At 69.6% G+C, this 26808-nt stretch carries 11 protein-coding genes; 3 read left to right on the top strand and 8 right to left on the bottom strand.

Annotated elements, in window-relative coordinates; translation table 11 throughout:
* Positions 1-13: 13 nt before the first annotated feature.
* From SALPAC4_RS0111610 to SALPAC4_RS0111600, 3 genes are read left to right on the top strand one after another with little or no spacing between them, the layout of a single operon-like run.
* Positions 14-6391, top strand: coding sequence for a non-ribosomal peptide synthetase (locus SALPAC4_RS0111610; protein WP_019870466.1), 6378 nt, complete (start codon positions 14-16; stop codon positions 6389-6391).
* Positions 6388-13440 (top strand): non-ribosomal peptide synthetase, encoded by a 7053-nt coding sequence (locus SALPAC4_RS0111605; protein ID WP_019870465.1) that lies wholly within the window; start codon positions 6388-6390, stop codon positions 13438-13440. The genes SALPAC4_RS0111610 and SALPAC4_RS0111605 overlap by 4 nt, the downstream gene beginning before the upstream one ends.
* Before the next feature lie 5 nt (positions 13441-13445).
* Positions 13446-13961, top strand: coding sequence for an aspartate kinase family protein (locus tag SALPAC4_RS0111600; RefSeq protein ID WP_019870464.1), 516 nt, complete (start codon positions 13446-13448; stop codon positions 13959-13961).
* An 86-nt stretch (positions 13962-14047) separates the two neighbouring features.
* Here the strand turns inward: SALPAC4_RS0111600 and SALPAC4_RS0111595 are convergent, their stop codons facing one another.
* The 8 genes from SALPAC4_RS0111595 to SALPAC4_RS0111560 are packed head-to-tail and all read right to left on the bottom strand — an operon-like array spanning position 14048 to position 26729.
* Positions 14048-16258 carry a lantibiotic dehydratase gene (locus SALPAC4_RS0111595; protein WP_019870463.1) on the bottom strand — a complete coding sequence of 737 codons (2211 nt, stop codon included), beginning with the start codon at positions 16256-16258 and terminating at the stop codon, positions 14048-14050.
* Between the two features lie 11 nt (positions 16259-16269).
* Positions 16270-16503 (bottom strand): phosphopantetheine-binding protein, encoded by a 234-nt coding sequence (locus tag SALPAC4_RS0111590; RefSeq protein WP_027644632.1) that lies wholly within the window; start codon positions 16501-16503, stop codon positions 16270-16272.
* A complete protein-coding gene (locus tag SALPAC4_RS0111585) occupies positions 16478-17455 on the bottom strand; it encodes a threonine ammonia-lyase (protein WP_019870461.1) in 978 nt (325 codons plus the stop codon). Before SALPAC4_RS0111585 ends, SALPAC4_RS0111590 begins: the two co-directional genes overlap by 26 nt.
* A complete protein-coding gene (locus tag SALPAC4_RS0111580) occupies positions 17455-18927 on the bottom strand; it encodes an amino acid adenylation domain-containing protein (protein ID WP_019870460.1) in 1473 nt (490 codons plus the stop codon). The genes SALPAC4_RS0111585 and SALPAC4_RS0111580 overlap by 1 nt, the downstream gene beginning before the upstream one ends.
* Positions 18924-21278 carry a lantibiotic dehydratase gene (locus SALPAC4_RS0111575; protein WP_019870459.1) on the bottom strand — a complete coding sequence of 785 codons (2355 nt, stop codon included), beginning with the start codon at positions 21276-21278 and terminating at the stop codon, positions 18924-18926. Before SALPAC4_RS0111575 ends, SALPAC4_RS0111580 begins: the two co-directional genes overlap by 4 nt.
* Position 21279: 1 nt before the next feature.
* A complete protein-coding gene (locus tag SALPAC4_RS0111570) occupies positions 21280-22230 on the bottom strand; it encodes an ornithine carbamoyltransferase (protein WP_019870458.1) in 951 nt (316 codons plus the stop codon).
* Positions 22231-22287: 57 nt separating this feature from the next.
* On the bottom strand, positions 22288-23580 hold the full coding sequence (ectB, locus tag SALPAC4_RS0111565; RefSeq protein ID WP_027644633.1) for a diaminobutyrate--2-oxoglutarate transaminase: 1293 nt from the start codon (positions 23578-23580) through the stop codon (positions 22288-22290).
* 11 nt (positions 23581-23591) lie between these two features.
* Positions 23592-26729 carry a non-ribosomal peptide synthetase gene (locus SALPAC4_RS0111560; RefSeq protein WP_027644634.1) on the bottom strand — a complete coding sequence of 1046 codons (3138 nt, stop codon included), beginning with the start codon at positions 26727-26729 and terminating at the stop codon, positions 23592-23594.
* Positions 26730-26808: the final 79 nt, after the last annotated feature.

Below are 26808 nucleotides of genomic sequence, written 5' to 3'. Positions count from 1 at the left end.
GGGAGGCAGATCGATGGCAACCGGTGATGGCGGCATCTCGCTGTCGTTCACACAGGAGCAGCTGTGGTTCCTCGACCAGCTGCGATCCGGAGCTGCCACGGAGTACCTACTGCACGAGGCGTTTCAGGTACGGGGCCCCGTGGACGTCGACGCGCTCGCGACCGCGTTCACCCGGGTGTCCGAGCGCCACGAGGTGCTGCGCACCCGGTACGAGACCGTGGACGACACCGCGCTTCAGGTGGTTGACGATCCGGTCGCCGTGCCGGTGGAGGTCATCGACCTGACCGCGGTGGCGGACGCCGACACCGAGCTACAGCGGATCCGGCTGGACCAGCGGACTCCGATTGACCTCCGCACCGAGCCACCGTGGCGGGTGACGCTGGTCCGGCTCGACCGGTCCGACTCGGTGCTGCTGATCACGGTGCATCACATCGCCTTCGACGGCTGGTCCTGGGGCGTGCTGGCCCGCGAGCTCGGCGAGCTGTACGGGGAGCTCACCGGCGGTACCGCCGCGGGACTGGCCGAGCCGCCCGTTCAGTACGGCGACTACGCCGACTGGCAGCGCGAGTGGTGGGCCTCCGCCGAGGAGGTACGAAGCAAGCAGCTCGGCTACTGGCGGAACACGCTCGCCGGACTGGCACCGCTGGACCTGCCGACCGATCGTCCCCGCCCCTCGCACTGGAACTCCGCCGGGGACAACTTCGACTTCACTGTTCCGGTTGCCGTCGCCAACGAGGTCACCCTGCTCGCGCGGGCGGCTGGTGCCACCCCCTTCATGGTGTATCTGTCGGCGTTTCAGCTGCTCCTCGGACGCTACGCCGGTCAGCGCGACGTCGCCGTCGGGGTGTCGTTGGCAGGGCGCAACGACGTCCAGTTGGAGCCGCTCATCGGCGCGTTCGTCAACACCATCGTCCTACGGACGAACCTCGCCGGAGCACCGTCATTCGCGGAATTGCTGGCCCGCGTCCGGGAAACCACGCTGGATGCGTACGGCCACCAGGACGTCCCCTTCGACCGGGTGGTACACGATCTCGCCCCCGACCGGGACCCGTCGCGCAACCCGGTGTTCCAGGTGGGCTTCGCGATGCACAACGCCGAACGAGTCCGGCTCAGCCTGCCCGGCCTGGAAGTGACGAAGCTGCCGGCCGCCTGGACCAACTCCGCGTTCGACCTGTCGCTACACCTCTCCGAGCGGCCGGACGGGACCGTACACGCGCGCCTGATGTACGTCACCGCCCTGTTCGATCGGGCGCGGATCGAACGGATGGCCGCCAACTACCTGCGGCTGCTGTCCCGCGCACTCGCGGAGCCCACCCGCCCGGTGACCCGCCTCAGCCTGGTGGCGGAGCCAGAGCTACACCAACTCCACGAGTGGAACCACACGAACGCACCCACGTCGCGGCTGCTCCTGCCCGAGCTATTCCTGGCGCAGGCCCGGCGTACTCCGGACGCCGTCGCCGTAGCCGGCGCGGACGGGGACCTGACCTACGCCGAACTAGCCGCCCGGGTCACCGCGCTGACCAGCTATCTGTTGTCCCGCGGGGTGACCACAGAAAGACCCGTCGGAGTTTCGCTGCATCCCGGCGCCGACCTGGTGACGACCCTACTGGCCGTGCTCGCCGCCGGCGGCGTGTACGTGCCGCTGCCACCCGAGCACCCTGCCGAGCGACTGGCGATGATGGTCGCCGACGCCGGCGTGGAACTCATCGTCACCAACTCCGCGCTACGGGACCAGTTGCCCACGGCGCAGCTCATCGCCCTCGATTCCGACCAGGCCCTGATCGCCTCGGCACCGACCGCCGTACCGCCGGTCATCCACCCCGGCAACGCCGCGTACGTGATGTACACGTCCGGGTCCACCGGGCGGCCCAAGGGGGTCACCATCACCCACGGCGGCATCCGCAACCGGGTGCTGTGGTCGGTTCACCGGTACGGGATGACCCCGGGAGACCGGGTACTGCAGAAGACCACGATCGGCTTCGACGCCTCCGTGTGGGAGTTCCTGTCACCGCTGGTATCCGGTGGGGCCGTGGTGACGCCACCAGCCGGCGTACACCGGGATCCCGCCGCGATGGTCGAAGCGGTCGCCACCCACGGTGTGACGGTGTTGCAGCTCGTGCCGTCGGTGCTGCGTCTCCTGGTGGAGGTGCCCCACCTGGCAGACTGTTCCGCGCTGCGGCTGCTCTGCTCGGCAGGCGAACCCCTACCCATCGCCCTGTGCGAACGGCTACTCGACACCCTCGACGTCGAGATAATGAACACGTACGGCCCGACCGAGTGCGCGATCGACTCGACCGCGGCCTGGTTCCGCCGCGGCGAGCAGGGTGAGACCGTACCGATCGGCACCCCGCTGCAGAACATGCGTGCGTACGTCGTGGATGCCTCGGACGAGCTCGTGCCGCTCGGGGTTCCGGGTGAGCTGTGTGTGTCGGGCGTCGGGCTGGCCCGCGGCTACGTGGGGCGTGGCGACCTGACCGCGGAACGGTTCCGTCCCAATCCGTACGCGCGGGTGCCCGGGGAACGCTGGTATCGCACCGGCGACCTGGTCCGTTGGCGCGACGACGGGGTCCTGGAGTTCATCGGGCGGGTGGACGAGCAGGTCAAGATTCGGGGGGTACGGGTCGAACCAGCCGAGGTGGAGGCGGCCGTGCGCACCCACCCCGACGTGGGCGAGGCCGTGGTGACCGCGCGCCGTGGCGAGTTGGGCGACCTCGAACTGGTCGCCTACACCGTGCCGGCGAACGGCACCCCGGTTTCCCTGGAGACGTTGGCCGCGCACCTCGCCGAGGTGTTGCCGGCTCCGATGATTCCCTCGAACCACGTCGGCCTCGACGTGTTGCCGTTGACCTCGAACGGCAAGGTCGACCGCGCGGCGCTACCGGAGCCCGGGACGCTACCCGCGTCCCCGACGGACGAACACGTCAGCCCCAGGACGCCCACCGAACGGGCGGTCGCGGCGTTGATGGAGGAGGTACTCGGCATCGAGCGGGTCGGGGCGGAGGACGACTTCTTCACCTACGGGCACTCATTGCTCGCGATCCGGTTCGTGCTCAGGCTACGCCGCACCTTCGACATCGAACTGACCGTTGGCGATCTGTTCGCCGCACGCACCGTCGCCGCGCTCGCCGCACATATCGATGTCGCCGCCGCCGACGGTCCGGTGATCCCACCGGTGCCCCGGGACGGGGTACTCCCCCTGTCCTTCGCGCAGCAGCGCATGTGGTTCCTCGACCAGCTCGAACCCGGCAGCGTCGAGTACCTCGTCCCGCTGGCGCTGCGGCTACGGGGGCCGCTAGACACCGAGGCGCTCCGCCGTGCCATGGACTCCGTCGCCGCCCGGCACGAGATGCTGCGCACGCGTTACGTCAGTGCGGGTGACAGTCCGGTACAGGTGATCGATCCGCCCGGCCCGGTACGGTTCGAGGTGGTTGACCTGACCGGTGCGTCCGACGCGGCGGTGCAGGCGCTCGTTGACCGTTCCTGCTCCCAGCCGTTCGACCTCTCCCAGGAGCGTCCGCTCCGGGTCACCGTGGTGCGCCGGGGGGCCGAGGACCACCTGGTCGCTGTTAGCCTGCACCACGTGGCCTTCGACGCCTGGTCGATGGACCTGTTCATGCGGGATCTACGGACCGCCTACGCGGCTATCCGTGGTGGCGCTGACGTACCACTGGCGCCCCCGACGGTGCAGTACGCCGACTTCGCCGCCTGGCAACGGAGCCGCGAGGCAGAGCTGGGTGACCAGCTCGACTACTGGCGGGAGCGGCTCACCGGCCTCGATCCGGTGGAGCTGCCCACTGACCGGCCTCGACCGGCGGTGCGCGACCCCCGTGGCGGCACCGTCTCCGTCGATGTGCCCGATGAGCTGGCGGCAGGCCTGCACGAGCTGGCCGGTCGGCACGGGGCCACCCTTTTCATGACGCTGCTTGCCGGATTCCAGGTCCTGCTGGCCCGCTACACCGGGCGAACCGACCTGGCCGTCGGAACGCCGGTCGCGGGGCGGACTCGGCCGGAGACCGAAGAACTTCTCGGCTTCTTCGTGAACACGCTCGTCCTGCGGCATGACCTGAGTGGCAACCCCACCTTCGTCGAACTACTCGACCAAGTACGCCGTAGTTCCCTGGACGCGTTCGCCAACCAGGACGTGCCGTTCGAACACCTCGTGGACGCGCTCGCCGCCAACCGGGACATGTCGCGCAACCCGCTGTTCCAGATCATGTTTGAGCTGGCCCACCTGGACCAGTTCCCGACCACCCTCGGTGAGGCCGCTATCGAGCCGGTGCACGCGGGGGTGCCGGTTGCCAAGTTCGACCTCACCCTGACGGTCAAGCAGCGTTCCAGGGGGCGGCTGCGATGCACGTTCGAGTACGCGACCGGCCTGTTCGACCGGTCGACGGTCGAGCGGCTCGCCGGCCACTACCTGAACCTGCTGACCGCGATCGTCGGTTCCCCCACGGCCCGGCTGAACTCGCTCCCCGTCCTGTCCGACGGCGAGCGCGACGTGCTGGTGCGGGAGTGGCCTGACCCGGCGTCCACCCGGCTGCCGCTGCTCGACCCGGTGGACGAGCGCCACCGGACGGTACCCGAGCTGTTCGAGCGACAGGCCAAGCGGACGCCGGACGCCGTGGCCATGGTCTTCGGCGAGCAGGAGGTGACCTACCGCGAGCTCAACGAGCGCGCCAACCAGCTCGCCCACCACCTGCGGTCGCTGGGTGTCGGTCCAGAGGTCGTCGTCGCATCGTGCCTGGAACGCGGCCCCGACGCGGTGGTCGTACTGCTAGCCGCCCTCAAGTCGGGTGGGGTGTACGTCCCGTTCGACCCGGACCATCCCACCGAGCGACTGGACTTCATGCTCACCGACGCGGCGGCGCACCTGGTGGTGACCACCCGGGCCGCTGCCCAGCGGCTCGCGGGCCATCGGGTCGTGACCGTTGACGACGACCAGCTCGCGACCGCCCCGGCGACTGATCTGGAGAGCCCACCGAGGCCACACAACCTGGCCTATGTCATCTACACGTCGGGGTCCACGGGCCGCCCCAAGGGCGTGATGATCGAGCATCGTTCCTACGTCCACCACTGCCGAGTGATCAGCGACGCCTACGGCATCGGGCCGGACGATCGGGTGGTGCTGCTGTCCGCACTGACGTTCGACGTGGCAATGGACCAGATCGCGGCGACTCTGCTCGCCGGCGCGACCGTGGTAGTCAGTGATCCGGTGTTCTGGACGCCGAGCGAACTACCGGCACGGCTCGCCGAGCACGGCGTAACAATCATGGAGATCACCCCGGCCTACTACCGGGAGTTACTTGAGGCCGATGTCGACAGGTTGTCGGCGCTGCGGCTGATGAACGTCGGCAGTGACGTGGTGACGGTCGCCGACGCCCGCCGCTGGGCCGCGACCGGACTGCCCGCCCGGTTCCTGTGCAACTACGGTCCGACGGAGGCGACCGTCACCTGCGTCCTACACCCGGTCGCTGGGCTGGACGCCGACGAACGGGACGAGGCAGCGATGCCGATCGGGCGGCCGGTGGCCGGCACCCGCGGCTACGTGCTGGACACCGGGCTGATGCCGGTGCCCGTGGGGGTCCCCGGTGAGTTGTGCCTGGGCGGGATACGGCTGGCGCGCGGCTACCTCAACCGGCCGGAGCTGACCGCTGACCGCTTCGTCCCCGATCCGCACTCCGGTGATCCCGGCGCGCGGCTGTACCGCACCGGCGACCTGGTGCGCTGGCGGCCGGACGGCACGATCGAGTTCATCGGCAGGATCGACCAACAGGTCAAGGTTCGGGGGTTCCGCATCGAACTGGGTGAGATCGAGGCGGCCCTGGCCGAGCACCCGGCAGTGCACGCGAGTGTCGTCACCGTCCGCGAGGTCGGGCCGGGTGAGAAACAGCTCGTGGGCTATGTGGTCCCCCGTGACCGCTCCCGACCGGACATCGCGGAACTCCGGGCCCACCTGCGCGACCGGGTACCGGAGTACATGGTGCCGGCCCGCTGGGTCACGCTCGACGCGCTGCCGCTGACCCCGAGCAAGAAGGTCGACCGCAAGGCGCTACCCGCACCGTCGGCCCCCGACGGGGAGCGCACGTTGACCTCGCCGCGTGACGAGACGGAGGCAGCGCTCGCCGGGATCTGGGCGGAGGTGCTCGACGTGGAACAGGTCGGGATCCATGACAACTTCTTCGAACTCGGCGGGCACTCGCTGCTGGCCACCCGGGTGCTGGCCCGGATTCGGACGGCGTTCGCCGTCGACCTGCCGCTTCGACGGCTGTTCGAGGCCACGACCGTCGCCGAACTCGCGATCGAGGTTGGCGCGGCGGTGGAGGCCGACGTCGCCCTGCTCACCGACACCGAGATCGAAGCCCTGCTCGCTGAAGAAGAAGGTGCACGATGACCAGGACAATCGACCGGGCGGCGCTGCGGACCGCGCTGCTGCGCAAGCGCCTGAGCGGACAGGCCGGCGCCTCCCCCGAAGGCGCCCCCGCCCGCGTGTCCCGCGACGGTCACCTGCCACTCTCCTCTGCTCAGCGGCGACTCTGGATCCTCGACCGGCTACGACCGGGCAGCCCCGAGTACCTGATGACCACAGCTCTGCGTATCCGCGGCCAGCTGTGCCGGCCCGCACTGCAGACGGCACTGGACGGCTTGGTTGCCCGCCACGAGGTGCTGCGGACCCGTTACGTCGACGTCAACGGCGAACCGGCACAGGTGATCGACGATCCGACCCCGGTCACGCTGCACGGCAGAGACGGCCTCGACGCACTCGACGCGGTGCTGTCCACCGAACTACCCAACATTGACCTCGCCGCCGGTCCGGTCTTCCGGCCAACGTTGGTGTTCCTCGGCGAGGACGACCACGCGCTGGTGCTGACCCTGCACCACATCGCCGGTGATGCCTGGTCGGAAGAGGTGATGGTGCGCGAGCTGGGCGAGCGGTACACGGCCGCGTCTGCCGGCCGTGAACCGGAGTTCGCCGAACTGCCCGTCCAGTACGTGGACTTCGCCGTGTGGCAGCGGGACCGCTCCTCCGGGCAGGCGCTGGCCGGAGATCTGGCGTACTGGCGGGAGCGGCTCGCCGGGCTGAACCCCCTGGAGCTGCCGACCGACCGGCCCCGCCCACCGGTACGGGACGGGGCAGGCGCGCTGGTGCAGGTCGACGTGTCGGCCCCGATCGCCACCCGGTTCGGGCGGCTCGCCCGCGACCACGGGGTCACCCCCTTCACGGCGTTCCTGGCGGCGTTCAAGGTGCTTCTCGCCCGCTATACCGGTCAGACCGACATCGCCGTGGGCACCCCGGTGGCCGGCCGGGCACGGCCGGAGACCCAGGACCTGGTGGGCCTGTTCCTCAACACCCTGGCGCTGCGAACCGACCTTTCCGGTTCGCCGTCCTTTCGCGACGTGTTGGATCGGGTTCGGGACACCGTCCTGGACGGGCAGTCGCACCAGGAGCTGCCCTTCGAACAGATCGTTGACGAGCTTGCCCCGGTCCGGGACCCGTCACGCAGCCCGCTCTTCTCGACGATGTTCCTGATGACCGATCGGGTCACCGAGGCGCCCTCCTTCGGGGACCTGACGGTGACGGCCCTGCCGGTCGGCGAGGTCGCGGCGAAGTTTGACCTGACGTTGTCGGTGATCGAGCGCGCCAACGGCACGCTCGGGGTGGGGGTGAACTACGCGACCGCGCTCTTTGAGCCGGAGACCATGAGCCGGTTGGCGGGGCACTACGCCCACCTGCTCCAGTCGATCGTGTCGGACCCGGACACACCGGTCCGCCAGCTGGCGTTGCTGTCAGCGGCGGAGCGAAAGCAGGTGGTCACCAGCTGGAACGACACCGCCGTCGACCAGCCCAGCGCCACCCTGCCGGGGCTCATCGCGGACCAGGTGCGGCGCACCCCGCAGCGCGAGGCCGTCCGGTTCGACGGCAGTTCGCTGACGTACGCCGAGTTGGCTTCCCGGTCGAATCAACTCGCCCACCACCTGCGCTCACTCGGCGTCGGTCCGGAGTCGATCGTCGGCGTCTGCCTGCCCCGGAGCCTGGATTTGGTCGTCGCGCTGCTGGCCGTACAGAAGGCCGGCGGGGCCTACCTGCCGCTCGATCCCGATCACCCGGCGGAGCGCCTGCGCTATCTGCGGGAGGACTCCGGCGCCACCGCGATGATCGATACCGACACGTTCGCCGCTCTCGCCGGCTGTCCGACGGTGGACCCGGGGGTAGCGGTCCACCCGGAACACCCGGCGTACGTGATCTATACCTCCGGATCCACCGGACGCCCCAAGGGAGTCGTGGTGGAACACCGGGGCATCGTCAACCGGCTGCGCTGGATGCAGCACGCCTACGGGCTTGACGCGACCGACCGCGTGTTGCAGAAGACTCCGGCCAGCTTCGACGTCTCCGTCTGGGAGCTCTTCTGGCCGCTGATCACGGGCGCCACCCTGGTCGTCGCCCGGCCGGACGGGCACCGCGACCCCGCCTACCTGGCCCGATTGATCGACAGCGAACGCATCACCACTCTGCATTTCGTTCCCTCGATGCTGCGCGCATTCCTCACCGAACCCTTCGCCGGGCTGCCGTCGCTACGCCGCGTGATCTGCAGCGGTGAGGCACTCACCTCCGACCTCGTCGCCGCCGTGCACGACCGGATCGGCTGCGAGCTACACAACCTCTACGGGCCCACCGAGGCCTCCGTCGACGTCACCGCGGCGCGTTGTCGTCCTGGTGAGCCGGTCACGATCGGCACCCCCATCGCGAACACCCGCGCCTACATCCTGGACCAGGATCTGCAGCCCGTTCCGGTCGGCGTCCCGGGTGAGTTGATGCTGGCCGGTGTTCAGCTCGCCCGCGGCTACCTGCACCGGCCTACCCTGACCGCCGACCGGTTCGTGCCGGACCCCTTCACTCCGGGAGGAAGGCTGTACCGCACGGGTGACCTCGCCCGTCACCGCCCCGACGGCCAGATCGACTACCTGGGCCGGCTCGACCACCAAGTGAAGATCAACGGAATTCGGGTGGAGTTGGGGGAGGTGGAGCACGCCCTGACCGAAAACCCAGCCGTCCGCGCCGCCGCCGTCACCGTCGACGATGGGCAACTCGTCGCCCACCTGGTCGGCGACGTCGACCTGGCGACGCTGGCCGACTTCCTCCGTGCGCAACTACCCGAGGCCATGGTCCCCGCACACTGGCTCACGTATCCGGCGCTACCGCTGACCACCAGCGGCAAAGTCGACCGCAACGCCCTGTCGGCTCCCGACCGCAACCGGACCACGACTGGCGGGTACGTCGCGCCACGCACCCCGCTCGAACACATGATCGCCGGCGCGATCGCCGATGCGCTAAACATCGACAAGGTCGGCATTGAGGACCGGTTCTTCGCCATCGGCGGGGACTCCATGCGGGCGATCCGGGTGGTCGGAGCCCTCCGCGCGGCCGGCGTCGAGCTGGCCGTGCATGACCTGTTCACCCACCAGACCGTCGCCGGACTCGCCGGACTCGCCGGAGCGGCGACCACGGAGGACACCCTCGTCGAACGGTTCGCCCAACTGTCCGAGGCCGACCGACAGCTACTGCCGAACGGCCTGGTTGACGCCTATCCGCTCGCCGAAACCCAGGCCGGCATGGTCTACGAGATGTTGGCCGCCCCCGACCGCACCGTCTACCTCAACGTCTCTTGCTACCGGGTACACGACGAGCTGCCGTTCGACCTGAACACCCTGCGTGCCGCGACCGCGATCCTGGTGGGCCGGCACGAGATCCTGCGCACCTCATTCGACCTCTCCACCTACTCCGAGACGATGCAACTGGTGCACGCCACGGCCGAGTTGCCCGTGGCCCACACCAACCTCACCGGTCTCGCCTCGCAGGCTCAGCGCGCCGCGGTCGACGAGTGGCTCGTGGCCGAACGGGGGCGTCCGTTCGACATCGCCCAGCCGCCGTTGCTGCGCTACCACGTACACGAGATCAGTGCGGACGAGTGGTGGCTCACCCACACGGAGTGCCACGCCATCCTCGACGGATGGAGCCACACGTCCGTGGTCAACGAACTCGTCTCGATCTACCGGAGGCTCCGCACCGGCCACCAGCCCGACCTCGCGCCTCCACCGGAGGTCCGCTTCGCCGACTTCGTCGCCGCCGAGAAGCGTGCTCTGGCGACCAGCACCGACCACGGGTTCTGGGCCACGGCGATCGGCCGCTACGACAAGCTGGAGCTGCCGGACGGTTGGGCCAGCGAACGACGAGACGACAAAGCCACGATCATCGACGTGCCGTGGGCCGACCTCGCGCCCGGCCTGCGTCGACTCGCCGCGGCCGCCGGGGCGTCGATGAAAAGCGTGCTGCATGCCGCCCATCTGAAAGCGATCAGCATCGTCACCGGCAGGCGTCAGTTCTTCGGGGGCCTGGTCTGCAACGGTCGTCCGGAGGAGCTGCGCGGCGACGAGGTTTTCGGCATGTACCTGAACACGGTGCCTTTCGCCGCCGACGTGACCGCCGCGACCTGGCGCGACTTTGTCGCCGACGTGTTCGCCGGCGAGGCGGAACTGTGGCCGCACCGCCGCTACCCGATGCCCGCCATGCGCCGGGAGTGGAGTCCCGGCAGTCCGCTGATCGACGTCGCCTTCGGATACCTCGATTTCCACGTCCTGGACTGGGAGGCCGACACGGTCGGCATGATCGATGACTTCAGCCCGAGCGAGCTGCCGTTGGAGGTGTGGACCTTTCCCGGCCTACTGCGCCTGGGCGGGCGGCCGAGCCGGATCGGTCGCGAGAACCTGGAACTGCTCGGCAGAACCTACCGGCGGGTGCTCGAGGCGATGTCCCTCGATCCCGATGCCAGCACCGACGTCACGCTCGCCCCCGTCGACCACGACCACGCCCTGCACCTCGGCGGGGACAGCACCCGCGACTACCCCACCGAGGAGTTGGTGCACCAGCTCGTTGAGCACCAGGCAACCGCCGCTCCCGACGCGGTCGCGGTGCGCCAGGCCGACCACACGCTCACCTACGCCGAGCTGGACGCCGCCGCCAACCGGCTCGCACACCGCCTGCGGGCACTCGGCGCTGGCCCCGGCACGCTCGTGGGCCTGTTCCTCACGCGCGGCCCAGATCTGGTCGTCGGCATGCTCGCCACGCTTCGGGCGGGAGCGGCGTTCCTGCCGCTGGACCCCGCCTATCCCGCCGAACGACTGCGCTACCTGATCACTGACGCCGAGGTCGGGCTGCTGCTCACCGAACCGGACCTGCCGCTTCCGACCGGGGTCACGGCCACCGTCGAAATCGTCGCTGACCATCCGGACCTGCCCTCCGCCCGGCCGGCGGTGGCGCCCAGCCTGGAAGATCTGGCGTACGTGATCTACACCTCCGGATCGACCGGCCGTCCCAAGGGGGTGGGGGTGCCGCACCGAGGTGCGCTGAACCTCCGGCACGCCCAACGGGAGCACCTCGACGTTCGACCCGGCGACCGGGTGCTGCAGTTCGCCTCACCGAGCTTTGACGCGTCGGTGTGGGAGCTGTTGATGTCGCTGACCAACGGCGCCGAACTGGTGCTGCCACCCCGTGGCACCGACCCTGGTGACCTACGCCAGCAGGCAGGGCTGGTGACCCACATGACGTTGCCACCGTCGCTGCTGGAACGGCTCTCGCCGGAGGACTTTCCCCACCTCCGGGTACTGGTGTCAGCCGGTGAGGCGTGCCCCGTCGACCAGGTCGCGCGGTGGAGTGGGCAGGCCCGGTTCATCAACGCCTACGGGCCGACCGAAACGTCGGTGTGCGCGACGCTGACCGAGGTCGCGCCGACGGTGACCGCCCCGCCGTCGATCGGCAGCACGATCGGTGGCGTCTCCGCCTACGTGCTCGACCCCGATCTGCGTCCACTGTCGGTGGGCGTCCGCGGCGAGCTGTACGTCGGCGGAGCCGGACTTGCCCGGGGCTATCTGGGGCGTCCCGGGCTGACCGCCGAACGGTTCGTGCCGAACCCGTACGGACCCGTCGGCGCACGCATGTACCGGACCGGGGACGTGGTGTCCCGTAACCCTGACGGCACGATCCAGTACCACGGCCGAACCGACCACCAAGTGAAGGTACGCGGCCACCGGATCGAGCTGGGCGAGATCGAAGCGGCATTGAGCGGGCACCCGGCGGTCGCGTCGGCGGTCGCCGCCGTACACCGCTCCGGCACCACCGACGCCGCCCTGGTCGCCTACACCCGTGCCGTTGACGTACCGCCGACCCCGGCGGAGCTCCGGGAGTACCTGCGTGCCTGCCTGCCCGGTCACCTCCTGCCCACGCACTGGATCGCGGTCGAGGACTTCGCCCTGACCCCTGCAGGCAAGGTGGATCGGGCAGTACTGCCCGGACCGGACGGCTCTCGGCCCGAGCTGGACTCGGCGTACGTCGCGCCGTCGGACGAGACCGAGCGGGCGCTGGCCGCGGCGTGGCGCGAGGCGTTGGGGGTGGACCGGGTCGGAGTGCACGACGACTTCTTCGAACTGGGCGGTCATTCGCTGGCGATGATGCGAGTGATTGCGACGCTACGGGCCCGCGACGGCATCGAGCTGACGTTCCGGTCGTTCATCACGCACCGTACGATCGCCGCTCTCGCCACGACGGTCACGGACGAGCCGGCTGGCAAGGCGATGATGTGGCTGCGCCGGAGCGGCTCGGCCACCCCGCTGTTCTGCGTGCACCCCGGTGGCGGCAGCGCGCACTGGTACCTACGGCTGGTACCCCACCTGGCGCCCGACATCCCGGTCGCGGCTTTCGAGTGGCCGGCGACACACAACGAGGTTCCGACCGCGGAACAGATGGCCGAGCGCTACCTGGCCGAGCTGCGGGCCGCCCAGCCGCGGGGTCCGTACCGGCTGTTCAGCTGGTGTGGCGGCAGCAGCATTGCCACCGAGATGGCGCGGCGCTTGACCGACGCCGGTGAGACGGTCACGTTTATGCTGCTCGACCCCGGCCTCGACGCCCACACTCGAGCCGAGGGCTGGCAGGAGCTGAACTACATTCGGCGGCTGGAGGCGCTGGTCGAACAGATCGTGGCCGACCCCCGGGCCGACACCGCCGAGCGTCGCGCCGAGATCCTCGCCCTCCTTGAGCATCTGGTGGACGACGTGGATCCGGCGGTCGGGATCACCCTGCCAGCCCGGGGCGTCGGCGACGTCTGGCCGAAATCGGTCCGGATCTGGCGCGAGGTGATGGAGCTCGACCTCGCCTACCGTCACACCCCGTACTCGGGACAGCTACACCTGATCGTGAGCGACGAACTCGAGCGGGGCGAGCACGAGGTGGCGGCCGGTCAGGCGTTCGACGGGTACGTGGCACGGTGGCGCGAGTTGACGGCGGGGGGCGTGACCGTGCACCGGGTACCGGGCGACCACTTCGGCGTGATGAAACCGCCGCACGTCGCGGATCTGGGCGCGCTGCTCAGCCGCCTGACCGACCGGAGCTGAGCCTAATGGAGCGGGCGGTGGTGTGGGAGGTGTACACCTCCCACACGGAATCGACGGTGACGGTCGGCGGGCTGTCGACATGTTCCGCGGCACTGGCGCGGGTGTTCGCGGCAGTGGCGAGACTGGGTGTCGAACCGACGACGGTCGCCGGTTCCGGGGCCGGGGTGACGTTGGTGGTGCCCCGGCCCCGGGGGCAGGCCGTAGCCGCCTCCCTAGCCGCCGCGGGCACTCGGGTTCAGCTGTCGAACGCGGTAGCGCGGGTCGGCGTCCGGGGCATCGGTCTGCGCACGGATTCCGCGGTCGCGGCGACGTTCTGCCAAACGGTGGTCGCGGCTGGCGTAACGCTATCCGCCGTCTCCGTCGAGTCGACCGACATCAGCGTCATGTGCCCGGAGCACCGGGCGGAGGCCACGGCCGGAGCGCTGGCGAAGGCCTTCGGCACCGCCAGCCACGACATCGGGCGGGACCTCGACCCCCGGCGTGGACCGACGCTGGTCGTCGCGGGTGGCGGCCCGCTCTGACCAGCGGCCGGTCCACCGCTGGCCTGTTTCACGGACGAGTGGAACTCAGCCGGGCGGGTGGAAGCTCCGCGGACGCGGCGGTGGGCTCAGGAGTTGTCCACCGCCACGAACCTCAGCTCGGCCGTGTAGCGCTCGCCCTGGTCGTCCATCAACCAGGTCTGCTCTGGTGTCGGCAGCATCTCCGTGATCACCAGCCGTGCCTCCGGGTCGCCCTGGCGGTGCAGCCGTCGAGCTGACTTGGCCAGGATGTTCACGTACACGGGAGAGTCGAAGTCGACGAAGAACGGCCGCGGCTCCGTCGGCGACACGACGAAGACGAAGCGGGGAAGCTCGGCCTGCTCGCGCCACCGTCGGGCCCGGACGAACCGTCCCGCCTCGCTCTTCTCCTCGATGAACGGCAGCGCAGCCGTCGGGAAGCGCCAGGACTCCCGTGCCACCACCATCCGGTCCATCGTCACCCGGGGAGTGTGGTCGGCCTCTGGTATCAGGCGGAACATATCCATCACCAGCGTCGTCAGCACGTGGGAGAAGACGTCCACAATGCCGAACTCGGCGCCGTCGGGCAGGACCGCCACCAGGCGGTCGCCCTGCGCACGCACCGTGACGTCCGCGCTCCGTACCGTCCGGGGCCGCGCCGGATCAGCGGTCTGATCGACCAACGCCACGTAGTAGTCCTCCGGCCGCACCAGCGTGTGTCGAATCCGCGCCGACAACCTCGCTCGGTGTTCCTTGGGCAACAACGGCAGCAACCTCGGTTCCGGATGGTCACGCGCGGTCTGCGCCAGCAGCGACTCCGGGTCCGGATGCTGGTTGACAAACAGCGAGGCACCCAGCGTATTGGTCGCCACGTGTAGCTCGCCCAGGACCAGTTCTCCCCCGGGAGACACCAACACGTCGGGGCTGAGATACCGGGCAGCCGTCCAGCCTGCGTCCGCCGCGGCGAAGGCCTCTCGTACCGCTCCCGCGATCTCCGCGGCGTCGACCTGGATCCGGGAACCGGTCAGCGGCGGCAGCACCGACTGCCACCGACGCCGGAACTCCTCCTGGACCTGGACGGCGATTCCCGCGGCCTCACCATGCAGCACCGGCATACACGCGAACCAGAATGTCGCCAGATCCGTCGGGCCGTCGAACACCTCCCGCACCCGCGCCATCACCCGCTCGGCGACGGTCGACGTGAGCCACCGCCCCGCGGTCAGTAGGAGATTGAGTGGCGCCAACGCGTCGAGCAGGTCAGCGCCGAGCCGCACCCGCGCGGATCGCCGGGCGTCGGAGTAGACCAGCGTCCGGCACGGCGCGGTCTTGGCGTTCTTCTCCCGGACGGCGGTCTCGTCGGTCAACGCCACGAACTGGGACTCCAGGTCGGTCAGAGCCGCCTTCAGCTCCTCGGGTCCGGCCGCGGCCGCGACCCGGGAACGCCCGTGTACGAGTACCTCCAACAGCTCCGCCGCCCGACCACCGGGTGCGCCGACCGACTCCAGCCAGTGCCGCATCCACTTCTCGGGACGCGCGTCCGCCGGTACATCCAGTCGCCACAAAACGATGCGACGGCGTACCAGTTCCTCCAGTTGCTCGGCCGGGCCGACCTCACGGGCCGGTCGGACCCCGTCGCAGCGGGACAGCAGTTCGATCAGCTCCGGCGGCAGCACCTGCGGCGGACGCCCGGGCACGAGCACCGAGTTGTGGTTGACCCGTACGAAGGGCACCAGCCGGGGGGCGATCCACGGCCGCAGCTCGGGGTCCGCGTTAACCAGTCGGGCCACCGCGTCAACCGCCCAGCTGGCGAAGTACACCTCTGACGACTCGACGAGTCCCACGCCCGAGGTCACGGCGATCCCCGACGTAGATATGTCCCAGTGTCCCCAGCCCACCGGGCCGAAAAAGCCGATGGTGTCGTTCTTGACGCAGAACCGCTGCCAGTAGTGAGCGACCAGTTCCTCGCGCTGCCGCGGCATGCTGGTCCGGCCCGCGGCGCTCGGCGTCCAGGCCAGGAACGGTGCGATGCCCGAGTTGAGCAGGGGCCGATTCTGCCAGGCCACCGCAGTTTGGAACGCCGGCAGTGCCGCGACTCGCTGCAGCTCGGACGCGGTGGCCACCACCGCGTCCGCGTAGAGCTCCTCAAAGGCCGTCCAGGCCGCGCCGGACAACGCCTCGTCCGCACTGAACTTGTCGGCGGCCTCCCCCAGTCCGGCCGGTGCGAGGCGTAACACGCCGGAGGCCGGAAAGCCCGGACCACGGAGCGCGAACTGGGACCAGAGCCGCCAGTTCGCGCCAAGGGGTACCGATGTGTCGTCCACAGTAGTCGCTCCTAGAAGTCAGCGGCGACGACCTCGGCGAGGTCGGCCGGCGACGGGTAGGCGAACACGAGCGCGACGGGAACCTCGATATCCAGCGTCGCTTGGAGTCGCGCAGTGATCTGGAAGGCGGTCAACGAATCACCACCGGCCTCGAAGAAGTCACTGTTCGCGCCAAGCGTCTCGTCATGCAGCGTTTCCCGGTAAATCGATACGATAAGTTCAGACACGTCGATAGTTGTAGTCATTGTGCTTCCTTTCATCGAATGTCCACGGCGCCGCGGACAGCACCTCGGATGTGTTGCCGCCCGACACCACCGCCACTGCATGACCACCACACCCGGCCTGCATCGCTCCGGCCAGCGCGACCGCCCCACTCGGCTCAGCGGCGACTCCGGCCACCCGCAACACGCCCAGCGCATGGACGATGGCGTCGTCGGTCACGCCAATCAACTCGTCTACTCGACGGCGAATGATCGGCAGTGGCACAGCCCCCGGCCGCTGGCCACGCAATCCATCGGCGATCGTGGACGACGGCGGCAGCTCGACCGGTCCACCCGCGGCGATGGAAATCGCGTAGCGGCGGGTGTGTACCGGCTCCACGCCGACCACCCGCACCGGGTTGTCGAACGCGTCAACGGCCAGACACACCCCGGCCAGGAGTCCACCTCCGCCGGTCGGGACGAAGATCGTGGTGATGTCGGGGGCGTCCTCGGCCACCTCAAGGCCGACGGTGCCGGCTCCGGCCACCACAAGCTCATGATCAGATGAGGGCAGGTACACCGCGCCGGTCCGGTCCGCGATCGACCGCGCCCGCCGCTCCCGCTCCGCCACGCCGCCCTCGATGTGTACCACCCGCGCACCTCGAGCACGGATCGCCCGCGCCTTGGCCTCGCTGGTGCCGGCGGCCATGACCACGGTCACCGGGATATCGCACGCAGCGCCGATCGTGGCGACGGCGATACCGTGATTGCCCGACGATCCGGTGACCACCGCGGCCGGTCGCAACACCACCATCGCGTTCGCCGCACCACGCAGCTTGAACGACCCACCGTGCTGGCGATGCTCGCCCTTGACCAACAGGTTCGAACCAAGTGCCAGCAACGGGGTACGCCGCACCAGCCCGGAAATCCGCTCCGCAGCCACCCGTACGTCGGCTATCCCCAACCCGGACCGCGTGGCGCTCCCGATGGTGGTCATCACGGTCCCGCTGTCAGGGCGCGGTGATCGACCTTGCCACTGGCCGTGGTCGGCAGGCGTGCGATCCGGGTGAACCTGCGGGGCAGCATGTACGGCGGCAGCGTCGCCGCCAGACCCGCTCGGAGCGCCGCGTCGGTCACCTCGGCCAGTTCACCGGCGATGTGGGCGACCAGGAACACCCGGCCACGGTCATCGGTGGCCGCCGTTACCGCCGCGCCATCGACCGCGGGGTGGGTGAGCAGCGCACCCTCGATCTCGGCCGGATCCACCCGGTAGCCGCGAATTTTGATCTGCCGGTCCACCCGGCCCAGATATTCGAGGACGTCGCCACGGAGACGGGCCAGGTCTCCGGTGCGGTACATGCGGTTGCCGGGACCGTTGAACGGGTCGGGCACGAACCTCTCGGCGGTGAGATCCGGGCGGCCACCGTAGCCCCGGGTGACACCGATCCCACCAACCCACATCTGACCAACGGCACCAGCCGGCACCGGGTTCAGATCATCGTCGAGCACATAGACGGTCACTCCCTCGATCGGTGTGCCGACAAGGTCCATCGTGGTGTCCGGATCCGGGGGCACCACAAAACGGGTTGAGGTCATCGTGGCCTCGGTCGGGCCGTACTGGTTGACCAACCGGCCACGCAACCGCTCCCGGCCCCCGGCGGTCAGAAACGGCCGTAGGGATTCACCACTCGACACGGTCAGCCGTAGCAACGGCACGTCGTGGCCGGAGACGAAGGTGAGAAAGGTGGGCGTGGCGCTGAGGATGGTGTCCACTCCGAAGCCCCGTAGGGTCGCGGTGAACTCGTCAACACGCAGTAGCGCCGAGCGGGCGACCATCACCAGTTGACTGCCGGCCATGAGCGGAGCGAACGTGTCGCGGATCGAGGCGTCGTAACCGAGCGGGGCGAGCTGCAGGACGACGGTCTCCGTACCGAGGTCGTAGTCGCTTACGACGCATCTCAGATAGTTGTCCAACCCACGGTGCTCCACCAGCACCGCGTTGGGCGTACCGGTGGACCCGGAGGTGTGGCTGACATAGGCCAGCGACCGCGTGGCGATGGGCGGCAGGCGGACCGTGGCACCGGGATCCGGTTCGTCGGTGTGCACCCGGAGGCCGCCGAACGCCAGGTCGAGCTGCCCGGCCAACGCCGACGTGGTGACCAGGCACCGAGCCTGCCCACTACGGATCATGGTCGCCAGCCGGGGGCCGGGCAGCTCGACGTCGAGGGTGAGGAAGGCCGCACCAGCTCGCAGGGCGGCAGCCATGGCGATGACGGCCTCCGGTCCGCGGTCGACCGCGATCGCGCACACCTGTTCCGAGCCGACCCCCCGGGCGACCAGCACCCGGGCGAGCCGGTCGACACGAGCGACGAGTTCGCCGTAGGTGACGACCGTGTCCGGGGTGACGATCGCGGGTGCAGCGGGTCGGTCTCGGCCCTGGGCCACCAACTGGTCGAGGAACGTGGTCACCGGCTGCCCCCGACCGTGGCGGCCACCGCATCCGTGGCCGCCGCCCCTTCGGGCGCCGCCACCGTCTGGTCGACGGCGACGAACCGGAGCTCAGCGGTGTAGCGGTCACCGGCGTCGTCGGTGAGCCAGGCCTGCTCGGGGGTGGGTAGCATCTCGGTGACGGTGAACCGGGCCTCGGGATCCTTGCGGCCAAGCCGACGGATGGCCTTGGCGAGGATGTTCACGTAAACGGGGCTGTCGAAGTCAACGTAGAACGGCCGTGGCTCGGTCGGCATCACCACAAACACGAACCGGGGCAGCCCCAGCTCCGCCCGCCACCCCCGCGCGTAGACAAATCTACGGGCCTCACTCTTGTCGTGGGCGAACCGCACGTCGGCGGCCGGAACGCGCCAGGACTCGCGGGCGACGACGGTCCGATCGATGGTGATCCGCGGCGCGTGCGGGGAGTCGCCACGCAGTGTGAACCGGTCCATCACCCGGTTGGTCAGCGCGTTGCCGAAAACATCGAGAACGTCGAACTCCGCGCCGTCGGGCAGTACCAGTACCAGCCGACCGGCGTGCTCCTCGACTCGGATGTCCGCAGCCAGGAGGTTGCGGGGACGGCTCGGGTCGCCCGTGTGGTCCACCAGTGCCACGACGTAGTCCTCGGGCCGCACCAGGGCCGGCCGGCTCCGGGCCGACCAGCGCGGCGGTTGTTCCTTGGGCAGCATCGGCATCAGGCGCGGACCGGGAAAGTCCCGGCTGGTTTCGGCCAACAGCGAGTCGACGTCCGGGTGCTGCATCACGAACAGGGAGGCGCCGACAGTGTTCATCGCGACGTGGAGTTCGCCCAGCACCAGTTCGAACTCGCCGCGGTCGACCGCCTCCGGGTCCTCGGCGCACACCAGCAGGTCCGGGCTGACATAGCGGGCGATGTTCCAGCCATTTCCGGGCTCGGCGAACAGCTCGTACACCCGACCGGCGATGTCGGCGGAACGAAGCTGCACCCGTCGGGTCCCGGCCGGCGCGTCAACGAGCTCGGCCCACCGTGCACGGAGTTCGGCCTGCACCGCCGCGACGTCGGCCGCGGACTCCGGGTGCGGCACCGGCAGGCAGGCGAACCAGAGCGCACCGAGATCAACACTGCCGTGTTCGTCGCGCAGCCGCTCGTAGGCTGCGCGGATTCGGGCACCGACCCGGTCGGCGAACCGGTTGGTCATCCAACGGGCGGCGGTGAGGAAGAGCCCGAGCGGGGTCAGCTCGTCCCGGATCGCGGTGCCGATCGTCGCGGTCGCCGAACGACGGGCGTCCCCGTACAGCAGTGATCGGCACGGTGCGACCCGGGCGCCCTTCGCCCTGGCGGCGGCCTGCTCGGTCACCGTGGCGAAATCGGTCTCCAGATCGGCGAGCGCACCAGCCAGCGCGTCGGCGTCCATTCCGGCCGCGTGTACCCGGTCCCGGGCGCGTTCGACGACGGCGAGCTTCGCGAGGGCGCGGGCACGAACCGGGTCGTCGGTGACCCGCTCCACCGCCGAGCGCAGCCATCGCTCCGGGTAGGCGCTGGTCGGAACCTCGAGCCGCCGTACGATCCAGCGGCGCCGGAGCAGTTCGGTCAGTGCCTCCTCGATGGCCGACACCGGCACGGTCAACAGCTCCGCGATCTCGGCGGCAGTGCGCACCCCGTCGCACAGGTCCAGAACGTCACCGTGGAACCGGAGGATCTGCTGAGGGGGGCGGCCTGGCATGGCGACGGTGTGACCGACGCGGCGTACGAACGACAGCCTGCGGGGTGGGACCCACGGCCGTACGGCGGAGTCTGCCTCGATCGCGCGGGCTACGTGGTCGATCGCCCAACTGGAGAAGTAAACCCGTGCAGCGTCGACGAGCCCGGTGCCGGGTTCAACCACGATTCCACTGGTCGAGAGATCCCACCGCCCCCAGCCCACCGGGCCGAAAAAGCCGATGGTGTCGTTCTTGACGCAGAACCGCTGCCAGTAGTGGGCGACCAGTTCCTCGCGCTGCCGCGGCATGCTGGTCCGGCCCGCGGCGCTCGGCGTCCAGGCGAGGAAGGGGGTGATGCCGGAGTCCAGCAACTGCCGGTTCTGCCAGGCCAGGGCCGCCCGGAACATCGGCAGCGCGGCGATCCGCTGTAGCTCCTGCGCGGTCGCTACCATCGCCTCGTCGAAGTCCCGTTCGAACGCCGCCCATTCCGCCCCGGAGGGGACGATGCCGGCGTCGAACTTGTCGGCGTGTTCAGCCAGGCCGGCGGGGGCCAACGCCAGCACTCCGGCAGCGGGAAATCCCGGCCCCCGTAGCGCGAACTGGCTCCACAGCCGCCACCCCCCGACGGGCAACTCGACGTGCTCGGACATCTCAACCTCCCGCGATCCGCCAGTTCGGCGTGTTCCCGGTGCACCACTCCAGGACGGCGCGCGCACTGTGATATTTGTTCTCGGCCTGGGCGAAGGTGATGCTCGTGGGACCGTCGAGTACCGCGGCGGTGACCTCCTCGCCCCGGTGTGCCGGCAGGTCGTGCATGAAGACCGCGCCCGGGCAGGCGGCCATCAGGGCCTCGTCAACCTGGTACGGGGTGAATTCCCGCCGCCAGTCCGGGGTTGGCTTGGTGGTACCGGTGGTCTGCCAGCGGGTGGTGTAAACGACATCCACCGACGGCAGGTCGGTGGGGTCGTGCCGTTGTTCGACCACTGCCCCGCTGCGTTTAGCGGCGGCCTGCGCCCGTTCGAGCACGCTCGGGTGCACCCCGTAACCGGGCGGGGTACGGAGGTGTAACTGGGTGTCGGTGTAGCGGGCGAGCGCGAGCGCCAGCGCGGCGGCGGTGTTGTTGCCCTCGCCCAGATACAGCACGCGCAGACCCTCGACCTGGCCGAAGTGCCGGGCCAGGGTGGTGAGGTCGGCGAGGGCCTGGGTGGGATGCTCGGCCGCGCTCATCGCGTTGACCACCGCCATCCGGTGTTGCTTCGCGTAGGCGCGCAGTTCCTCCTCGGGCCCGGCGGTCCGGGCGACCAGCACATCGATCATCCGGGACAGCACCGCGGCGGTGTCCTCGGCCGTCTCGCCGGTGTTTTCCTGTAGGTCCCCCGGACCGTAGGTGATCAATCGGGCGCCCAGGCGCAGTGAGCCGGCAGAGAAGGCGGTCCGGGTACGGGTCGAGGTCTTCCGGAACAACACGCCCACGACCAGGTCGGCCAAGGATCGGGCGTCCTCGGCGGCACCGGCGGCGAACTCGGTGCCGCGCCGGACGATCTCGCGCAGGTCGGTGTCGGTGAGGTCATCGATGGAGATCAGGTGGCGTCGGTTCGCCATGACGGGCTCTCTTCCCTGTCCGGGCCGGGTGGGGTCGGGCTGACTTCCGGCTGCTGGTCAGACCGCGAGCAGCCCGTCCCGGAGCACCTCGAGCCCTCGGTCGAGGCGGACGATGTCGATCGCTATCGGCGGCAGCACCTTGATGACCTCGTCGTGGCGCCCGCACCGCTCGACGATTACGCCATGGTCAAAGGCGTAGCGCTGGAGGCGCTCCGCGCGATCGGGGCCGCCGACCCGTCCGAGGTCAATGCCGAGGGCCATGCCTCGGCCCCGCACGACCAGTCCGGCGTCGACGCTGGTCAGCTCGGCCCGGAAGCGCTCCAACCGCCGGGAGGCAACCGCGATGTCGGTGCGAAACTTCGGATCACCCCAGAGCTCACAGGCGGCGGTGGCGGCGACGAAGGCGAGCTGGTTGCCGCGGAAGGTGCCGGTGTGCTCCCCCGGCTCCCACACGTCCAGCTCGCGCCGGAAGAGCGACATCGACAGGGGCAGGCCGTAGCCACCGATGGACTTGGACACTGTGACCACATCCGGCACGACGCCGGAATGCTCAAAACAGAAGAAGGTGCCGGTGCGCCCACAGCCGGCCTGGATCTCGTCAACGACCAGCAGAATCCCGTGTTGCTCGGTGAGGGTGCGCAGCCGCCGCAGCCAGTCCGCGGAGGCCGGGTAGACCCCGCCTTCCATCTGCATCGGCTCAACGATCACCGCGGCGGGTATCTCCATACCGGAAGATGGGTCGTCGAGCATGCGCTCGATGAGTGCTATCGAGTCGAACGGACCCTGCGGTCCATCCTCATAGGGCACGAAGGTGACATCTCCGCCGCCGATTCCACCGGCACGTCGGGCGCGGCGACTGCCGGTGACCGCCAACGATCCCCGAGACATGCCGTGGTACGCGCCGCTGAACGCGATCACCCCGCTCCGGCCGGTCGCCTTGCGGGCGAGCTTGAGCGCGGCCTCCACCGCGTCGGTGCCGGTCGGGCCGCAGAACTGCACCTTGAAGTCGAGGCCCCGGGGCTGCAGCACGGTCTTGTTGAACGCGGTGAGGAACTCCCGCTTCGCCACGGTGTACATGTCCAGGCCATGGACGACACCGTCGCTGTTCAGATAGTCGAGCAGGCGACGTTTGATAAAGGGGTTGTTGTGGCCGTAGTTAAGAGTGCCGGCACCGGCGAAGAAGTCAATGAACCGTTTGCCGTCCTCGCTGTAGAGCTCCGCGCCGCGAGCACGATGGAACACAGCAGGGAATTTTCGGCAGTACGACCGTACCTCTGACTCCAGGCTTTCGAAGGCGGCGAACGGCGCGGTCGCCTCCAGCACGGATGTCGAATCTACGGTGATTGTCATGGCAGGTCCTTTCAACGCGTCTTATGACGACGCCGGGCGGTCAGCGTGGGCATCGTGGTGCGCTGGGAGATTCGCGGATAATCAGGGAGCGCAGCGGCGAGGCTGGCCACCGTGCTGTGGTCGAACAGGCCCCGTACCGGAACGTCGACACCCAACTGGGCGCGGAGGCGCACCGCGACCCGGGTGGCGAGCAACGAGTGCCCGCCGATCTCGAAGAAGTTATCGTCCATGTCGATGGTGGCGCCGGTCCCCAGAACCTCCCGCCAGATGTCGGCCACGACGCGTTCCTCGGCGGTACGCGGGGCCACTCGCGCTACCGCGACCCGAGTCGCCGGTTCCGGCAGTGCCGCGTAGTCGACCTTGCTGTTCGGCGTCAACGGAAGAGCCTCCATCGGCACGTACGCCGCGGGGAGCATGTAGTCGGGCAGGGTCCGCAGCAGGAACCTCCGTAGCTCCTCAACCGGCGGTGCGGTGTCCGCCCTGGCGACGAGGTAGGCGGTCAGCTGCTGTTCCCCGGCGGGGGTGGCCGTGGGGTGGACGGCGACCGCACGAATGTCGTCGTGGCCGAGCAGTGCCGCCTCGATCTCGCTGGGCTCCATACGATGGCCGCGAATCTTGACCTGCCGATCGGCACGTCCGAGGATCTCCACCGAGCCGTCCTGGCTACGGCGGGCCAGGTCGCCGGTTCGGTACAGGCGTCCGCCGGGCGTGGTGGAGTAGGGGTCGGGTACGTACCGCTCCGCGGTCAGCGCGGGCTGACCCCGGTAGCCGAGCGCGACGCAACTGCCACCGATGTACAGCTCACCGACCGTGCCAATGGGCACCGGCTCGGCGTAGCGGTCGAGCAGGTGGACCGTGCAGTTGGCCTGCGGCGACCAGTCCACCACCGCGCCGGTCGGGTCGAGACGAGCCGAGGTCACCCATACGGTGGTCTCCGTCGGGCCGTACAGGTCCCACACCGGAGCTCCTTCAGCGGCGAGCCGCCGGGCCAGCTCGGTCGGCAGCTTCTCGCCCCCGGACAGCACGGTGATCGTGGCCGGGGGAACCCACCCAACCTCGAGCAGCGCCCGCAGCATCGCCGGGGTCGCCTGCAGCACCGCGGGGCGGGTGAGCGCCACCAGATCGATCAGCCGCTGCGGGTCGCGGGCCTGTTCGGTATCGGCGAGGACGACCGTCGCCCCGACGAGCAGCGGTACGTACAACTCCAGCAGCGACGGATCGAACGAGATCGTGGTGAGCGCGACGACTGACTGGCCGGCCGTGAGCCCGGGCCGCCGCACGATCGAGGTGACGAAGTTGGTCAGCGCCCGATGGTGGACCATGACCCCCTTGGGCGTCCCGGTGGAGCCGGACGTGTAGATCAGGTAGGCAAGTTGTTCGCCGGTCGCCGTGGCAGGCACGGCAGCAGAGGGCCGGGCTGCCACAACGGCCCGGTCCCGGTCCACCAGTACGTGCTGTCCACTGGTGTCACCAACCCGGTCGACGAGCGCGGACCGGGTGATCACGACCGCCGCGGCGGAGTCGGCCACGATGAAGGCGATCCGGGCGTCCGGGTACTCGGGATCGATCGGTACGTAGGCGCCTCCGGCCCGGAGCACGGCGAGGAGTGCGATGAGCAGGTCGGGACCGCGGTCGAGCAGGACGGCGACGAGCGAGCCGGGCCGAACGCCCAGCGCGCGCAGGTGGTGCGCGAGCCGGTTGACCCTCATGTCCAGTTCGCCGTAGGTGATCTCCTCGGTGGTCGTCCACACGGCCACGGCATCCGGCGTGGCCCGCACCTGAGCAGAAACCAACTGATCAACTGTCTGGTCGGGAAAGTCCGCGGCGGTGCGGTTCCAGCCGTACAGCAGACGGTCGCGCTCCCCGCGCGGGCCCAGCTCCAGGCGCGCGGCCAGTTCACTGACGCTGGTTGCCGGCTCGACGACGACGGCCCGCAGCAGGTCGGCGAAACCCCCGGCGAGCCGCTCCACCCGGGCGTGGTCGAACAACGCGGTCGCGTATTGCAGCCGTGCTGTCGCCGTGCCGTCCGGCCGCACGTTGACGTCGAGGAAAAGGTCGAACGGGGAACCCGTCAGTGGCGGCTCCACCACTTCGACGTCCAGCCCAGGAAGCGACATCGGGGCCCGCACGTCGAGCAGGCTGAACGACACCTGGAAGATTGGGTTGCGGGACAGATCCCGCTCCGGAGCAAGCTCCGTGACAATGCGCTCGAACGGGGTGTCGGCATGGGAGAACGCACCGAGCGCGTTGTCCCGGACGCGGGTGAGCAGCTCCTCGAAAGTGGGTGCGCCGGCCAGGTCGGCGCGCAGCACCACCGAGTTGACGAAGAGACCGATCAGGTCCTCGTCCGCAACGCGGGTCCGCCCGGCGACCGGCGTGCCGATGGCGAAGTCGGTTTGACCGCTGGCACGTGCGAGCACGATCTGGAAGGCAGCGAGCAGGACCATGAAGCGGGTGACCCGGCGGCTACGGGCCACCGCGTCGACCTCTCGCAGCAGGGTCGCGGGCAGGTCGACACGGACGACGTCGCCCGCGCCGTCCCAGGTCCGGGGCCGCCGCCGGTCGGTGGGCAGTTCGATGGCGGGCACACCGGCGAGTTGAGCCCGCCAGTAGTCGAGCTGACGGCGGCTGCGCTCGTCGGTGAACCGCTCGCGTTGCCGGCGGGCAAAGTCGGCGTACTGCGCGGACAGCCCGCTGACCTCGGTGGTTCGACCGGCGTAGCCGGCGGCCAGCTCACGGGCGAGCACTCCCCAGGACCAGCCGTCGAAGGCGATGTGGTGGACGACGAAGACCAGGAGGTGGTCGTCGCCGAGACGGGCCAGCGAGAGCCGGAACGGCAGATCTCGGGCGATGTCGATGGGGCGGGCGAGCTCTCGCTCCAGAACACGGTGGTCCGTCGTGTGCGCGATGGTGACCGTGACGTGCGGGTCGACGTGGGCCACCGGCCGGCCGTCGACCTCAACGTAGCGGGTGCGCAACACGTCATGGCGATCCACGATCGCCTGTAGTGCCGTGGTGAGGGCGGTGACGTCAAGCGGTCCACGGATGCGCAGCGCGAGCGGCAGCAGGTAGTCCGGCGTTCCGGGCCGCAGCTGATCGAGGAACCAGAGCCGCTCCTGCGCGAACGACACCTCTCCGACGCTGTCCACCGGTACACCTCCGCTGGCTGTGTTCATGCCGAGGTGTTGAGCATGCGCGGCTCGCGGGTCCGGAGAACAGGGAAGGACC

It is taken from the genome of Salinispora oceanensis, from assembly GCF_000383575.1.
Classification (GTDB): domain Bacteria; phylum Actinomycetota; class Actinomycetes; order Mycobacteriales; family Micromonosporaceae; genus Micromonospora; species Micromonospora oceanensis.
The sequence above is the reverse complement of the archived record's forward strand: the minus strand, read 5'-3'. Positions and strand labels throughout refer to the sequence as shown.